Source organism: Microbacterium zouquanmingi (genome assembly GCF_052266675.1).
Classification (GTDB): domain Bacteria; phylum Actinomycetota; class Actinomycetes; order Actinomycetales; family Microbacteriaceae; genus Microbacterium.
In genome coordinates this window covers 149,844-165,696 of the sequence record NZ_JBQPRA010000002.1, presented here as the reverse complement: position 1 = coordinate 165,696, position 15,853 = coordinate 149,844, and the positions used below count along the sequence as shown (strand labels likewise).

Here is a 15,853-nt window from a genome sequence, read left to right as displayed (position 1 = left end):
ACGTGGGAGCGTTCAGCGTGTGATCTGCGGCTTTCTGAGGCCCTCAGAACGTCATCGGACGCAGGGATGTCACTCCGCGCAGCCCCGTGCCGGCTCCGACGCACGGCCGTCACCGCGGCGAAGCATGACGTCGATGCAGACCTGTCCGGCGGCACCGCTTTCGACCGTCACAGAGGTGTCCTCGGTCGTCTCGGTCTTTCCCGCCCCGGCAAGATCTACCGTGTGCCACAGGTACATGTCACCGTCTTCCGGCGACGGGTTCGTCCAGCTGAAAGTGACGGCCGCGCCGTTCCTGACACCGGTGAGATCTCCGACAATGGGAACAGCGTCCGACACCGGGTCCTGTGGGATCACTTCATCCTGCGTGGCGACCGGCGCTGGTTCCTCGCCGGTGTTCATCAGGTTCACCCCGACGATCACACCGCCGACGAGAACCACAGCGGCCGCGGCGATTGTGATCCAGATACCGACACGCGGCTTGCGCGGAGACTCCTGAGCCGGCGCGCTGGCAGGCGCAGCGGGAGCGGGAGTCAGCGGAGCGTTCGGCGAAACGGTGCGCGGACCGCGGACAGTGCGCTCGTCGTCGTCAGCAGACGGCGCAGCGGCAGCCGGAGCCACCCGCATCACCGTGTCGTCAGATGCCTGATCCGCGACAGCCGGCGCGAAGCGCGGTCCAGGATCAGCAACCGGCTCAGGCATCGGCTTGCCGAACTGGCGCGTCGTCGCGGAGGGGCGGGTGCTTCCGGCATCCGGTTCGATGTTGACGATGTCGCGGACGCGAGTCAGGCCTTCGCCATCGTCGTTGAAGTCCTCCGGCATGGGGTGATCGTCGACGATATCGATCGACGTGACCGAGTGGGAGAGCTCGATCTGCACCTTCTGCAGCGCCCGCGCGAACGCAACCGCGCTGGGGTAGCGCGCGTCCGGGTTCTTGGCCATCGCGCGCTCGAGCACCTGCTGCAGGCTGCCAGGAGAGTCGGGCCTCGACAGCGCAGGCAGCGGCATCCGCTCGATGCGCTCGATCAGATCGACGCTCGTGTTGCGCTCTCCTGGCCGCTCGAACGGCGACCGCCCCGCAAGGAGCGTGTACAGGGTCGCGCCGAGTGCGAACACGTCAGAGCGCGCACCGCTCTGCGGGTTCTCGGCGAAGAACTCCGGCGGTGACCATGGAATCGACATTCCGGTCGCCTCGCCCACCGATCCCGTCGTCGAGGCGATACCGAAGTCAGTGAGGGCCGGCCTGTTGTATTCCGTGACGAGAATGTTGGCCGGCTTGATGTCGCGATGCAGCACGCCTGCGCGATGTGCGGTCTCAACGGCGCCTGCAACCTGGATGCCGACGCGCAGAGCCTCTGCGACCGAGAACGGCTCCTTGCGGGCGCGTGTCTGCAGGTTCGGCCTCGGGCAGTACTCCATCACCAGGTAGGGACGGCCGTCGCCGGCAACCCCCGCCTGATAGATCGTGACGATCGCGGGATGCGTCGAGAGCATCGCCATCACATTCGCCTCATCGGCGAACTCCTTCGCGGCACCGCTGGAGATGCGGTCAGCGAGCAGCACCTTGACCGCGACGCGGCGCTTGGGCATCTGCTGTTCGTAGAGGAAGACGTCGGCGAAACCGCCCGTCCCCAGCGCCTGCAGATAGGTGAAGCCGGGAAGCTCCGGTGGCGCGGACGGAGGTCTGCTCACGGCAGGTCCTCGAACGTGACCGTCACCCCGTCGCCGAGGTCGACCACGTCGCCGGAGAGCACGAGGGTGGGCTCTCCCGGGTGCAGACGCAGCGGATCCGATCCCGGACGCAACAACGTCGATCCGTTCGTGGTGCGCAGGTCGACGACGACAACAGTGTCGCCCTCCGGACGGATCTCGAGGTGGCTGCGCGAGATGTCGTGCTGGGGGCTTTCGACGGCGATCAGGTGCGGCAGATCCGCTCCGGACGCGCGCGTCGAGCGGGGCCGGCGGCCGATGATCACGGTGCGGTCGAGCGTGACCATCTGCCCCGTGGATACGCGCACTCGTCCGGTGGTGTTGCCTGAGACCACGGGAAGAACCGCGGTCGGGGCATCCGGAGCCGCGGTGGGGATGTTCTGCCGCAGAGCACGCGCTTCGGCGACCGAGATCGTCGCGCCGTCGTGGTCACCTTCGACCGCAGCGATCGGTGCCGGAGGCGCAGGCGGTGCGGGCGGGGCGCCAGGCGCGACGACCGTCGCACCGAACAGCTGGTCGAACTCGTCGGTGTCCGAAGAGTACGTCACGTCTGTGGGCAACAGCGTGATGCCTTCAACAGCATCGTCGACGGGTTCGGGCTCCGGCTCCGGCGTGGGCTCCGGCTCCGGCGTGGGCTCCGGCGTGGGCTCCGGCTCGGGCGTGGGCTCCGGCTCGGGCGTGGGCTCCGCCTGGACAGCCGGCGCGTCCACCACGACATCCACGCCATCGGCGGCATCCGCTGGTTCGACATCACCGGGCTCGACGTCCGCGCTGACGCGGGCTGCCCGCACGACGCCGCCCGCGATCGGGAGCGAGAAACCATCCTCAGCGTCGCCGATGGCGATGGCGATACGGCTCGCATTCGCGACGAAGCGTTCGCTCCACGTCGTGACGTTCGCTCCGGTGAAGGCATCCTGCCCCTCGGGTCCCGTCACTTGGACGGTCGCATCTCCGCGCACCGCGATCCGGGCGTTCTCGCCATCGAGCACGACCGCGGCGAACGGGAGCATCGCCGCGAAAGAGCCGGCGGCCTGGTCTGTGAGCAGGTCGATCACGCTGCCAAGATCACCCGCTGCGCTCTCACGCTCCCAGAGGCGTGAGACGAGTTCTTCCGGAGCATCCGGTGCCACCGCGATCAATGCGCGGGGGGTCACCAGCATGTACCAGTCTCCGGGTCGGTAGGTCGTCTGCATCAGCTCATCCCTCCTACGGCGGCCGCGCGCGGCCGGGTGTCCTGGTCGATATCCTCATCTGCCCGCATGAGCACGCCGGGGCGGGATGCCACCGACACTGCATCGACCACGACGACGGTGATGTTGTCTCGTCCGCCAGCGTTCACTGCTTCACCCACGAGCACGGATGCCGCGGTCTGCGGATCGGACTCCATCCTCAGGATCGCACCGATCTGCGCATCTGCAACCTCTGAAGAGAGCCCGTCAGAGCAGATCAGAATGCGGTCGCCGAGTTCGGCGGGGAACATCCAGAAGTCGGCGTCGCCTGTGCTGCCTGCGCCGATGGCCCTGGTGATGATGTTGCGTCGATGGTCAGTCGCCGCTTCGAGAGCGGTGAGCTCGCCGGACTCGATGAGTTCCTGCACGACCGAGTGATCGACGCTGATCTGCTCCAGTTCCCCTTCGGAGAGCCGGTAGGTGCGGGAGTCGCCGATGTTGAAGGTCAGCCAGTAGCCCATGCCGTCGACGTCTGCGAGCACGGCACCGCTGAGCGTCGTCCCTGCCCGTCCGTTCGCCGATACCGAGAGCGCTTCGACCGACTCGCGAGCGCGGCTGAGCGCATCGAGCACGTCGTCGAGTTCGAGGCTCTGTCGGCCGATGTAGGGCGAGAACTCGGCGACGACTGCGGCGCTTGCCCGCTCGCCCGCCTCGTGGCCGCCCATCCCGTCGGCGACGATGAAGACCGGTGCACTGGCGAGCATCGAATCCTCATTCAGCGCGCGGCGCAGACCCGCATGAGTCGATGAGCCGGCCGAGACGATCAACGGCGCCGTCATGCGTATCCTCCGATGGTGACGATGCGGTCGCCGATCTCGATCGCATCTCCCAGGCGCACGCGCACCTGCTCCCCCGGAGGACAGACGATGCGGTGACCATCGCGCACGATCGCCGTGCCGTTGGTCGAGTGCCGGTCCATGACCCATCCGCCGGATGCCTCTGCGGCCGCTTCGAAGTGCGTCTTCGACAGCGACAGCGTCTCGTCGCGTACGGAGACCGTCGCTACGCCGACTTCTGGGGCGGGGTTGCGACCGAACACCGTGCGCTGCGACACGGTGACCCTGGTGCCGTCATCCCAGGTGAACACGAGTCGATGGCCCGGGATGCTGATACGCGTGTCCTCGATGTCGTCAGAGGACTGCGTGACGGGTTCAGCAGCGGCCGGCTCGGCAGGAGCCGGTGCCGGAGGCGCCGGTGTGCTGCGCGCGGGCGGTCCGTCCTGCGTGATGCCAGGCACGAACGCGATGAGCGACTCTTCACTCGGTGCGGGTGCGGCGGGGTGCGCGATCGGCGCGGGCGGGGCCGCCGCTGCGGGCGGGAACGCCGACGTCTGCGAAGCGGCGGGCTGCTGCCGCAGCGCATCTACCGAGCGCACGGTCTCGTCAAGCGCTGGGGCCTGTTCCGTTGGGGCCGCGGGATTCGAGTACGGAGCCGGTGGGAACGTCGGAGCCTGGGTGCTCTGGGCGGGCGCCGCGAACTGCGGCGCGCTCTGCGGCGTTGCCAGCGTGCCAGCGAAGCCAGGGGCGAACTGTGCTGGTCGCCCGTCCGGGACCGGCGGGGCGCCGTCCGGCAGAGCTGGGCGCGGCGGGACGGGCATCGCCTGAGTCGCCGGCGCGGACGACGCCGCGGCTGCGCCGCCACGAGCATCCAGCATCAGGGAATGCGCGACTTTGTCGTGCCAGCCCTGGAAACGGCCCGTGCCGTCGAACAGCGGGGTGAAGTAGCCGACGACGATGCTGGCTGAAAGACCGAAGATGATGTTGCGCAGCAGCGACTTCCCGAAGCCGAGGGGAGCACCGTCCGCCTCGCGGGCAAGGCGCAGTCCCTGCGCGCGCATGCCGATGGAACCCTTGCCGCCCTGCATCCAGGTGTAGACGACGAACCAGCCGAGCATCAGCAGCCACACCACTGGCGCACCGAGGCTGACGACGGCCAGCAGGCCATCTGGACCCGCCGCGAAGCCGATCACCACGAGGACGATCATCAGGACGATGCCGATGGCTGCAGCGATCAGGGCGTCGATGATGTAGGCCACGGCACGTCGGGATGTCGGGGCAACGGTGCCGAACGACAGTTGCGTCATGGTGTCTCGCTCTCGGGTGCGTCAGTCGGGCTGTTCTCGATGGTGCCAGGTTCTCGACGGATGCGCGCGGTCGCAGCCGTTTTCAGCCCCTGGAAGCCGGTCTGCAATGCCGACCCGCCCAGCAGCGACCGCAGACTCAGCCTGGCCTTGATCCGCTTCCAGAAGCCCGCCTCACTGCCGAGGCCGACGACGATGCCGTCGACTTCCTTCCAGAATGCGTCCACATCCTCAGCGCTCGGGTCGTTCGGTCCGAAGACCTCGGCGTCGGCACGGTCAGCAAGAGCGGTGACCGCGGGAACTGCCATCGAGTCGGCGAGAAGGACCGCTTCTTCGCCTCTGGTGGCACCGGGGATGACCCGCGCGCCGTAGTCCACAGCGCGGTCGGTGAGCTCATCCCATCCACCGGCGATCCGGTCAGCCGTCCGCTCTGCCGAGCGACGTGCCCGGCGCCGTGAGGCCTTCCAAGCTCCGATGATGATGAACGGAGAAGCCAGCAGCAAGAGCACCGCCAGCGAGATGCCGCCGATGAGGAGGATCGCTCCGATGACACCGAGGATGTTCAGCGACTCGTCCTCGGACTCGCGGTCGTCCGGCAGCGTCGGGGGAAGATCGACCGGCTCCTGCGGCGGGGGCGGCGGCTGCAGCACCTGCGGCTTGGGATCAGCGCGCGGCTTCGTGTTCTGGTCGTTGGGCACCTGGTCCTCAGGCGGCGTCGGGTCGAAGGGCACCCACCCGAACCCGTCGAAGTTGACCTCGACCCACGCGTGGATGTTCTCGCCGTTGGCCGCGAAGTCGGCCGCTCCGGCATCCTTCTCGTCGGGGTAGAAGCCCATGACCACTCGTGCGGGCATGCCCAGCTCTCCCGCGAGCAGAGTCATCGCGACCGCGTACTGCTCGTCGTCGCCGATCATCTGGTCTCCACCAATGAGCGTCGAGATGCGCTCAGAGGTGTGACCGGCCCGCGAGAGGACCTCCCCCTCGAGCCCGTGACTGAAGAAACCGTCCTCGGAGAGGAAGGTCGAAAGCGCCCTCGCCTGCTCGACCGGCGTCTTCGCCTCAGTGACGACGTCGGCGGCGAGAGTGGTGAGCTCTTCCGGCACGTTCTCGTTCTTCGCCGGACGCACCTTGCCGAATTCGGCATCGCCGATCTGCTCATCGGTCACCGTGGCGGGGATCACCGTCTGCACGGTGTAGCTGTCTCCCTTGTGGAGGCCGCTCGTGGTGACGGCGGTCTCAGCGCCGCTGCTGTAGTAGGTGCTGCGGCGGAACGCGTCAGCATCCTCGCCCTCGAATCGAATCTCGGAGGCGAGACCCGCCTGCGGAACCCACACGTCGGAGTACGTGTCGATGTCGACTTGGAGGGTGACAGGAATGCCCTCGGCATCGGGCGACATATTGGATCGGATCGGCGAGAACGCACTCGACGTTCCCGGCCCGCCGTCGACGACGTTGATGACCTGGCCGTCGAACTCGTCCATGGTCGCGAGCCGGACGCGAGCGCCCTTGGGCAGACCGCGCACCGTGAACAGCGTGTTCTCCGCGTCATCGCGCACGTGGCCGCGGAACGACTGCAGTGCGCTCGGGTAGTCGCGCACGTTGAAGGGCGGGATGATCGTGTCGCGCAGCACATGCCGCGCCTCCGTCGGCGCAGTGAATGCGCTCGTCGCGATACCGGCGCCCACAGCGACGACGAGCACGACGGTGCCTGCGATGAGGCGGCGCATACGCATGTGATTGGCGCGCGCGGAGTCACCGGCCTCCACCGAGACTGCGGCGCTCTGTGGCGCCCAGATCTGACGAACGGCGAGCCAGGCGACGCTCGCGATCGCGAAGATCGCCCCCTGAATGACGGGCACAGCGGGCTGCGGGGTTCCGAAGGCGATCACGAGGCCCAGCAGCACCCCGGCAGGAATCAGCGCCCAGGCCGGCTGCGTCAGACGCAGGGCGAGGGATGCTGTGAGCACCGAGGTCACCAGCGTCAGAAGGAACGGCACGATGAAGTGCCCGTCGGCACCCGAGACCGGTGCGACGGTCGTGAGCAGCTGCTTCCACGAGGTGACAGTGCCGACCGCAAGCTCTCGCAGAGTGTCGAGGGTCGGGACGAACCCGGCGATCGTCGTTTTCGGCAGCGCCAACGCGCCGCCGAAGAGGAAGTAGGCGACGATCGTGAGTCCGGCGACGACGAGGATTCCCCATCGGCGCCATGCCGACACCGCAGCGATCCCGGCCCCGAGCACGACACCCCCCACCGCGGCTGTCAGGTAGCTGGGACCGGCGAAGCTCGGCCAGAATCCCGCGATCGACGCGCCGATCAGCACGAGCACCATGACGATGTCGAATGCCCAGCGGCGCACGGGGATGACGGGCACCTCAGTGGATGCGTCGGATGTCATGCGAGGACCTTCTGCAGTGCAAGCGGAATCTGCGCCAGCGCACCGACGCTGACGACATCGGCGTCGGTGATGCGCCGCAGGGCGGGAGTCTCCACCGTGGTGTCGGCGATGACGACGATGACCTTCGCGCCGAACGGGAGCCGCGCGCAGGCCACGCGCAGATCGTCATTCGCGACCTTCGAGCCGCAGACGAGGACGACGACGCTGGCCAAGGGCATGGTGGCGGCGATCACACCGCTGAGCTCTGAGATGCCGCCGTCTCGCGGCTTGCTGTTCTCGACGGCGGAGAGCGAGTCGAGCAGCTGCTTGCCCGTGCCGGCGCGCAGCTCTCCCCCCTGTACGCGCACATCGACGCGCTGCGAGTCACGCAGCGCGCGCAGACCGATGGAGCCGGCGATCGAGATCCCGAGTTCGAAGTCGGCCACGCTTGCGTAGTCTCCGCTGGAGCGGGAGAGCGCGATGACGAAATGCGAGCGGCGCGTCTCTTCGTACTGACGCACCATCATCACGCCGGTCCGAGCGGTGGAGCGCCAGTGCACGTGCCGCAGGTCGTCCCCCGGCTGGTACTCGTTGAGGGCGTGGAACGACACGTCGTCACGAGAGAGATCCGTCGCGGGGAGACCCTCGAGGTCACGAAGGAAGCCGAGGGACTGCCCGTCGAAGAGCACCGTCTGCGGGTGCACGAAGAGATCGACGGGGTCATCGCGCCGATGTGCGCGCTCGAACAACCCGAGCGGGTCGCCACGGACGACGCTGACCGGCCCGACCTTGACGACGCCTCGTCGCTGCGTGGGAATCGCGAACAGCTCTTCGGCCTTCTCGCCGGGGGCGAGACGCTGGATGCCGAACTCACCGCGACCGCCGCCGACCGGCAGCACGATGCGCGATGGCAGGATCGCCCTGGTGCTCGGGTTCGACAGCGTGAGCGCACCGACCGCGCGTTCACCGACGATGACGCGCGTGCGAGCGAGATCGAGATCGACGTCGTATTCGGTGCGACCGATGAGGAACAGCGCACACAGCATCAGGGTGATCGTGACGATCGCCGCTGTGACGGTCAGCTCCTTCCACCCCAGCGAGGCGCCGACGATCCAGAACACGACGGCGAACGCCATGAGCACCCACGCGAGCGGGCGAATGACGGACACGATCTTGCGCAGACGCTCACCCGCACGCGCGCCGAGCAGCGCCGCGACGTCACGCCATCCGGCGTCGCGAGCGTTGTCGGATGCGACGGGCAGCGTCTGCGACGTCATCACGCCGCCGTACGGGCCTGCGGCGCCGCGATGCGCTCGAGCACGCGGGCGATCACGACATCGGCAGTCGTACCGGCGAACTCGGCCTCTGCGTCGAGCATGAGGCGGTGCTGCCAGGCCGGAGCGATGAGCGTCTTGATGTCGTCGGGGAGCACATAGTGGCGCCCGCGGGCTGCGGCCCACACCTTGGCGAGACGCACCATGGCGATCGCGCCGCGCACCGAAACGCCCAGACGCACTCCGGCGTCGTTGCGCGTCGCCTCGGCGAGCTCGGCCACGTAGCGCAGCACGGCCGGTTCGACGTGCACGCTGGCGCCGAGGTCTGCCATGTCGGCAACGGCACCGGTCGTGATGATCGCAGACAGTTTCGCGGAGGGGTTGCGGTCGGATGCTCCGGCAAGAATGCTCTCGGTGACCGCGAGGTCGGGATAGCCGATCGAAGTCTTGATCAGGAAGCGGTCGAGCTGGGCCTCGGGAAGCTTGTACGTTCCCGCCTGCTCCACCGGGTTCTGCGTCGCGATCACAAGGAACGGGCGACCCGCCTCATGCGTGACACCGTCGACGGTGACCTTGGACTCCTCCATGACCTCGAGAAGTGCCGACTGCGTCTTGGGAGACGCGCGGTTGATCTCGTCGGCCAACACGATCGACGCGAAGATCGGGCCCTTGTGAAACTCGAACCGGTGGTCCTTCTGGTCGTAGATCGTCACACCGGTGACGTCGGACGGCAGCAGGTCGGGGGTGAACTGGATGCGCGAGCTCGTACCCTGCACTGTTGCGGCGAGCGCCTTGGCGAGGCTCGTCTTACCCGTACCCGGCGCATCTTCGAGCAGCACGTGACCCTCGGCCAGCATGGATGCCAGCACCAGGCTGATCACCTCGTGCTTGCCCTGCACAGCCTTATCGATGTTCTCGACGAGCCGAGTGAAGGTCCCCTGGAACCAGGTCGCCTGTTCAGGAGTCATTGTCATTTCGCTTCGTTTCTCTTCGTTCTGAAAATTCGCGTGTGTGGGGCGACTACGGCCGTGGCCAGAACGCCTGCTCCGTGTCAACCCCGTCACCCCAGCCGACGATGTCGGCCCAGACGTTGACGCCATCACGGCCCTGGTAGCAGGCGAGCTGCTGCTGTCCGGCGCCGTTGAAGTTGACGCTGTACCGGAAGTTGCCGATCGCGCCCTTACCCTCGACCATGCACTGCACGTCGTACGTGCCGATGTTCAGGTTCTCCCAGTGCACGACGAACTGGCGGCATCCGTTGACGCAGTTTCCGGCGGCATCACCCTGGGTCACCCAGACCCGCGGCTGCGGACGATCGCTGGATCTGGCTGACTTCTGGGCGCTGACATCCGACCACTGCTGCTCGGTATCCATCGCCCGCACTCTGATGTTGTGGCTCTGCTCGTAGTCGGTTCCGACGTCTCGCGTTCCCTGAAGGCCCACGTTCTGCCAGGATCCGCCGTCGATGCTGATCTGCACGACCTGGATCGATCGGCCGTTATCTGATCCCGTGGCATTCCACCCCAGACGCACCTGGGTGGTGAGCCCGGACGCGCTCGCGGTCGGCGTATGCGGTTTGCCGAACGGGATCGCCGCGACGGATGCTGCAGATTCCACGCCGGTGTAGCTGCCGGTTCCGGTGTTCGACAGCGCACGGATCTGGAGCGTGTAGAACGAGCCGTTCGCGAGGCCAGAGATCGTCGTGCCCGAAAGCGCCGTCCACGTGCCGCCGCTGTTGAGGCGGTACTGGTATGAGATCTCGCTCACCTTGGCACCGTTTCGCTGGTCGGCTGAGAGCGTGTACGACGACGTGATCTCGATCGCGCGGTCACGCGCGACGATCTTCGGCGTAGCCGGAGCATCCGGCCTGATCGCCCCCCGGCGCTCCGCCGACGGCGGGCTCCACTGGCCCCAGCCGGCCTTGTTGTGCGCCCGGACAATGTAGGTGTAACCGTCTTCCGACGTGGGGACGACGAGAGCTTGACTCGTCTGGCCGGCGGCTGCCGTGGTCGTCTTCCACGTCGATCCGCCCTTGAGCACCTGGATCTCGTAGCTGTCGATCGCCGCGCCGTTGTTGTCTGGTGCCGCCCAGATGACATTCATCTGCGCTTGGTCGCCCACCGGCGACAGCTCGGCGGTCGTCGGCGCCTTCTGCTGCAGAGGGGGCCCTGCCGGAATCTCATCCAGCGACCATCCACTCCACGTCGATGGCTCAGGAGCCCTGTTCACCGCCTGCACGCGCACCTGATATGAGGAGCCGTTCTCGAGCCCCTCCCAGGTCATCGAGTTGCCGGTGACACTCTTCTCGGTAATGCCCGATGGCGGCGCCGGCGATATCTGCAGGTTGAACGATTCGACGGGCGAGCCAGGGGTGGAAGGCGTCTTCCACGCGACCTTGAGTGACTTGTCGCCGAAGACCAGAGTCGGGGCGACCGGGGTGTCGGGGCGCGCATCCGGACGCGCGATCGCCGATGCCCCGGAGGGCTCGGAGTCACCGACACGGTTGGTCGCCACGACCTCGAAGGTGTACTCGACGTTGTTGGTGAGGCCATCCAGCGTGCACGTGGTCGTCTGGCACTTCTTGGTGTACGCGCTGCCGCTGGTGCTCTTGACCGTGTAGTGGGTGATCTCCGCACCGTTGTTCGACGGGGCCGAGAACGACACGACGACCGTGCGATCCTGCACGCTCGTCACCTGCGGTCGGCCCGGCGCCTCGGGAACGCCCTGCACGGTCACGACGATGCGACCGTCGACGCGGCGGTCGGTGTCTTCTGTCGCATCCTCGACCGTGTAGCGGACCACGAGGGTTCCGACGAAGTCCTTGCTGGGGGTCACCTGCACTCCGGTACCGTCGAGCTTCGCGGTTCCCGCGCCCGTCTCGGGCGACGCGGAGACGAGCTTCAGCGGCGCATCGGGGAACGGGTTGAAGTCGTTCTCGAGCACCGGGACCGTGATCGTCTTGCCCTGGTCTGCTTCATCGATGGTGTCGGTGTTCGCTGTGGCGAGCGCGCGCGTGGACGCGGTCACACGCACGGTGACCGTACCCTCGATGGCCTCGCTCTCTCCGTCGGAGATGCGAATCGTGAGGGTCTGCGTCGTACCCTTCTTCGCGTTGGAAGCCGCTTCCACCGACAGCTCGCCATCGGCGATCCGCGCGGTGACGCCCTGCCCGGCATTGCCCTGGAGCGAGTAGCTGTGCTTTCCGGCGTCCTCCGGATCCGGATCCTTCGTCAGCGCCTCGAGGTCGAGTGTGGTCGCATCCTCACCGGGCGCGACGTTCACCTCTCCTCGGGTGAAGCTCGGCGACTGGTTCTCCGGCGGCAGCACGGTGATCGGGATGGTCAGGGTCGCCTTGCGTCCCTCCGGGTCGTCGGGACCCGTGCCATCGGTGACCTCGAAGGAGAGGCCGTCTTCTCCGAAGTACCCGGGAGCGGAGGTGTAGACGAGCGTACTGCCGTCCTTGACGAGGTCGGATCCGTCGGCGTGCGCTGCACTGACCTTCGCGTGCTCGGTGATCGTCACGCTTCCGCCGCCGGCGACCGTGACGTACTCGGAGAGCGGCAGCGCCTTGGTCTCACCGCTCTTGACCGTGAGCGGCTTCGTCGACGTCAGCGTCGGGCGGAGCTCCTGCACCGCGGGGACGAAGATGAACGCCGAGGTCTGCAGGTCGTCGCGGTCGGTGAGTGTGTACCGGATCAGCTGCATCTCTTCGCCGATGGTGACGCTGACCTTGCCGTCGTCCTGCAGAGTGCCGCCTTCGCCGACCTCTACGCGGAGTCCGTCAGTGGTGCCGTCAGGGTCCTCGTCATTGGCGAGGATCTCGACATCGACGTCCAGCTCTCCGTCGGTGAGATCGGTGGGGAGGATCCGGTCGTCTCGAGCGATGGGCGCCAACAGCGGCACATCTTCGTCGACGGTGATCTGGAGCACGGCCTGTGCCGACGCACCGCGCGCGTCACGAATCGTGTACTGGAGCGAGGTCTCTGCCGCACGATTCGGGGCCTCGACGAGCACGCGATCACCGGAGACCCGGGCGGTCATCCCCTCGATCTCGGGCAGGACGAGCCCGTCCTCGACCAGAGCGATCTCATCGCCCTCGGGATCGGAGTCGTTCAACATCACCGGAACGGCGATCTCGCGCCCAGGTCGCACAACGACAGCATCCTTCACCGCGAACGGCGCCTGGTTGACGTCTTCTGCCGGCGCGATGCCGATGCGGACGGTTGCCAGCCCTTCCTTGCCGAGGCGGTCGCGCACCCGGTAGGTGAAGTTGTCGACTCCAGTGGAGTCGGCGTACGCCTCGTAGACGAAGTAGTTCTGCGCCACCTCGGTGATGCGTCCCTTGGCCGGGTTCGACGCCGGTCCGATCAGCTCGACCGAATCGCCGTCGGCATCCAGGCCGTCAAGCGGGATGGCGATGTTCGCCACGCTGCCGCTGAGCACACGCGTAGTGATGTCGCGTGGACGCGGAGCCGCGTTCTCTTCCTGCTCGGGAAGGATCTGGATCGTGATGTATCCGCCGACCTTGTTGCCGCGGGTATCAGAGACCTCGTACGTCGCGTAGACGGTCTTCGCCTCGGGGCCCGCCTTGAACCGCACCACATCCTGCGAGACGAAGATCTCGCCGTCCTCGGGAGCGACGAACGGTTCGATGAGCTCGGGTTCGAGCGTGAGGGCGTCACCAGTCGGACTGGTGTCGTTGTCGAGAACGGGGATCGTGACGACGTCGTTGACACGGACGACGGCCGTATCAGGGCTCGCGACCGGCGGAAGGATCTTCTCCGGCGCGGGGATGGGAATGACGACGACCTCGCCCTCGGCCGTCTTCGATCCGTTCGAGATGCGATAGGTGATGCGCACCTGCTCATCGAGTGCGCCCTGATCGCCGATGCGAAGGGACTCGTGGTTGAGGACTGACACCGAGATGCCGCTGCCGGGCTCGACGCTGACCGACTGGATGACCAGGATGCCCCCAGAGGGGTCAGAGTCATTGTTGAGCACTCCCAGCAGCACTTCGCCGCCGGAGGGCAGCAGCGCGACATCGCGCACGGCGACGGGAGGCAGGTCCTGTTCACTCGCGTCGGCGACGTCGATGCGCACGATGCCCTGCACGCCGTTCGGTCCTGCAGCCACCTCGTAGAGCACGTAATAGACGCCCTTTGTCGGCGCGCTGAACGTGAATGTCTTGTTCGGATAGTCCGGGGTGATCGTCGCGCCCGGCGTCTCATCGCCGTTCACACGGGTCAGACGCAGCTGCTCACGACCGGAGCTGGAGTCGTTCGCGAGCGGCGACACGGTGACCTGTTCGCCGACGCGGGTCATCACGTGGTCCGCGTTCGTCTTCGGCAGCGTCGTGCCCGAAGGCCGCACATCGAGGATGAGCACTCCTCGCGCGATCTCGCCGAGCGCGTCGGAAACTGAGACCTGCACCTCCTTGCGGCCCTGCACGCTCGCGGTGGCGCGGTAGGTGACCTGTCCGTCGGTGGTGAACTCGACCTCATCACCTGGAGCTGCGATCACCTCGCGGAGGTAGATGTCATCCCCCTCCGGGTCGATCCAGTCAGGCAGCACGTTGTACGAGACGGTGCCGCCGGTCTCGATCGCGAGAGTCGTCGAGCGCTTCGGCTTGGGGGCGGTGTTGGTGTCCCAGCCCTTGACGGAAAGGCTGACCGTCGCGGTGTCCTTGCCTCCGCGACCGTCGTTCACCTCGTAGCTGAAGGAAGCAGCGCCGGATGCTTCTTCATCAACGGCTATCTGCAGCGACCCGCCGTCGTAGATGGGCTGCACCGTGCCGACAGGGGGCTGCTGTTCGGCGAGCGCCGCGACAAGAACGTCTCCATCAGCGTCGTTGTCGTTGTCGAGCACGGGCAGAGCCGTGGTCTGGCCGGGACGCACACCGTACTCATCGTTCTCCGCGACGGGCGGGGTGTTGGCGTCGGTGCGCACCGGCAGCGTCGTCTCGACGGTCTCTTCGGTGGTGTCCTCTTCGTCCTCGGTCTCGCCCTCGGGCGGGGTCAGGTCGTTCCAGTTGTCGACCTGCTGCAGGCTCTCATCTGCCAGCCAGGCCGCTCCCCCGACTGTGTCGTTGAGGATGATGACGTCACGGTTCACGCGGAAGGTCAGCGACGAGGAGTTCTCGACACCTGGCACGTCGGCGTTCACATCGTTGTCTTCGCCGGGGCACTCTCGCACGAAGGTTCCCGCACCCGCCCAGGCGCCGTAGCTGCAACCGAGCAATGACACCGGCACCGCGGGCGTGCCGCCGCCGCCGACGTTCGTCATCTGCGGTTCGCCACCGTCGAGCGGCACATCGATCAGATGGGATGCCGTCGCCACAGCGACCTCGTCCGTCGCAGCGGATGCGTACTGCAGGACCGCCGTGTCTGCTTCGGCGATCTCAGTGCGGAAGCCGCCGGGAGTCATGAGGGCGCTGTCTGCCGGAGACAGAACGACGGGCGTCGACCCGACGACGGTGATGGTCGGCGCAACCGAGGTGTCGATCTCACCCAGCGATGCGGTCGAGGGGTCGAGGGCTTCGCCCTCATTGTCTACGGGAATCGTGATGACTTCGCCGTTGTCGCCGGAGACGGCGTAGACCGTGCCATCCTGACCGACGACGACATCGGAGTTCTTGCCGAGTTTGGCGACCGGATCCGTACCCTGGTGCTCGAAGTTGGAGATCGCCTTGACCGGGACGACCCACAGCTGTCCGGAATCGCCATCGAGGATCGCCGTCGTCTGAGCGCCGAGCGCGACCTTCGCCGACCCGGGGATAGAAGCGCTGTCGCCGAGTGAGACTCGAGCAGGATCGACGGCGGTGAGCGTCGAATTCGAGCGGTCCGTAACGAGGACCGTCGACTTGTCCTGCAGGACGTCGAAGCTCTCACCCGTCGTGCGCAGACCGCCGTCGAGAAGAGTCGATTCGTTGTTGAAGTGGCCGACCATGAGCGCCGAGGACTTCGTGATCCACACGCCGCCGTCGTTCAGATCGACTTTCGTCGTGGGATTTCCCTCATACGCGAACGCGAGCGTGCCAACGGTGAGAACCGCTGCAGTCACAGCTGCAACGGATGCCGCTGTCTTCGGTTTCGCGCGCAACCAGGACAGCGCCTTCATCTTCCGTTTCCCCCCCGGGTGGTTCGTCACTTGCGGTCCGACCCTTCACGGGCGGGGCACACCGGTACATAC

General features: G+C 66.9%; 8 protein-coding genes. All 8 read right to left on the bottom strand.

Annotation, left to right across the window (positions count from 1 at the left end; all coding sequences use genetic code 11):
* Positions 1-69: 69 nt before the first annotated feature.
* From ACTU6V_RS04825 to ACTU6V_RS04790, 8 genes are read right to left on the bottom strand one after another with little or no spacing between them, the layout of a single operon-like run.
* Positions 70-1,689: a serine/threonine-protein kinase gene (locus ACTU6V_RS04825; RefSeq protein ID WP_443475087.1), complete on the bottom strand. Its 1,620-nt coding sequence runs from the start codon at positions 1,687-1,689 to the stop codon at positions 70-72.
* Positions 1,686-2,900 carry an FHA domain-containing protein gene (locus ACTU6V_RS04820; protein ID WP_443475086.1) on the bottom strand — a complete coding sequence of 405 codons (1,215 nt, stop codon included), beginning with the start codon at positions 2,898-2,900 and terminating at the stop codon, positions 1,686-1,688. The genes ACTU6V_RS04825 and ACTU6V_RS04820 overlap by 4 nt, the downstream gene beginning before the upstream one ends.
* On the bottom strand, positions 2,900-3,715 hold the full coding sequence (locus ACTU6V_RS04815) for a PP2C family protein-serine/threonine phosphatase (RefSeq protein ID WP_443467750.1): 816 nt from the start codon (positions 3,713-3,715) through the stop codon (positions 2,900-2,902). The genes ACTU6V_RS04820 and ACTU6V_RS04815 overlap by 1 nt, the downstream gene beginning before the upstream one ends.
* A complete protein-coding gene (locus ACTU6V_RS04810; RefSeq protein WP_443475085.1) occupies positions 3,712-5,019 on the bottom strand; it encodes an RDD family protein in 1,308 nt (435 codons plus the stop codon). Before ACTU6V_RS04810 ends, ACTU6V_RS04815 begins: the two co-directional genes overlap by 4 nt.
* Positions 5,016-7,412, bottom strand: a complete 2,397-nt coding sequence (locus tag ACTU6V_RS04805) for a transglutaminase TgpA family protein (RefSeq protein ID WP_443475084.1) — start codon at positions 7,410-7,412, stop codon at positions 5,016-5,018. The genes ACTU6V_RS04810 and ACTU6V_RS04805 overlap by 4 nt, the downstream gene beginning before the upstream one ends.
* Positions 7,409-8,668 carry a DUF58 domain-containing protein gene (locus ACTU6V_RS04800; protein ID WP_443467753.1) on the bottom strand — a complete coding sequence of 420 codons (1,260 nt, stop codon included), beginning with the start codon at positions 8,666-8,668 and terminating at the stop codon, positions 7,409-7,411. The genes ACTU6V_RS04805 and ACTU6V_RS04800 overlap by 4 nt, the downstream gene beginning before the upstream one ends.
* A complete protein-coding gene (locus ACTU6V_RS04795; RefSeq protein WP_443467754.1) occupies positions 8,668-9,639 on the bottom strand; it encodes an AAA family ATPase in 972 nt (323 codons plus the stop codon). The genes ACTU6V_RS04800 and ACTU6V_RS04795 overlap by 1 nt, the downstream gene beginning before the upstream one ends.
* A 46-nt stretch (positions 9,640-9,685) precedes the next feature.
* Positions 9,686-15,781, bottom strand: coding sequence for an Ig-like domain-containing protein (locus tag ACTU6V_RS04790; protein WP_443475083.1), 6,096 nt, complete (start codon positions 15,779-15,781; stop codon positions 9,686-9,688).
* Positions 15,782-15,853: the final 72 nt, after the last annotated feature.

What these genes read in the sequence shown, in the direction of transcription:
- ACTU6V_RS04820 (WP_443475086.1), bottom strand. Translation starts at nt 2,900, where the DNA reads ATGCAGACGACCTACCGACCCGGAGACTGGTACATGCTGGTGACCCCC.
- ACTU6V_RS04815 (WP_443467750.1), bottom strand. Translation starts at nt 3,715, where the DNA reads ATGACGGCGCCGTTGATCGTCTCGGCCGGCTCATCGACTCATGCGGGT.
- ACTU6V_RS04810 (WP_443475085.1), bottom strand. Translation starts at nt 5,019, where the DNA reads ATGACGCAACTGTCGTTCGGCACCGTTGCCCCGACATCCCGACGTGCC.
- ACTU6V_RS04805 (WP_443475084.1), bottom strand. Translation starts at nt 7,412, where the DNA reads ATGACATCCGACGCATCCACTGAGGTGCCCGTCATCCCCGTGCGCCGC.
- ACTU6V_RS04800 (WP_443467753.1), bottom strand. Translation starts at nt 8,668, where the DNA reads ATGACGTCGCAGACGCTGCCCGTCGCATCCGACAACGCTCGCGACGCC.
- ACTU6V_RS04795 (WP_443467754.1), bottom strand. Translation starts at nt 9,639, where the DNA reads ATGACAATGACTCCTGAACAGGCGACCTGGTTCCAGGGGACCTTCACT.
- ACTU6V_RS04790 (WP_443475083.1), bottom strand. Translation starts at nt 15,781, where the DNA reads ATGAAGGCGCTGTCCTGGTTGCGCGCGAAACCGAAGACAGCGGCATCC.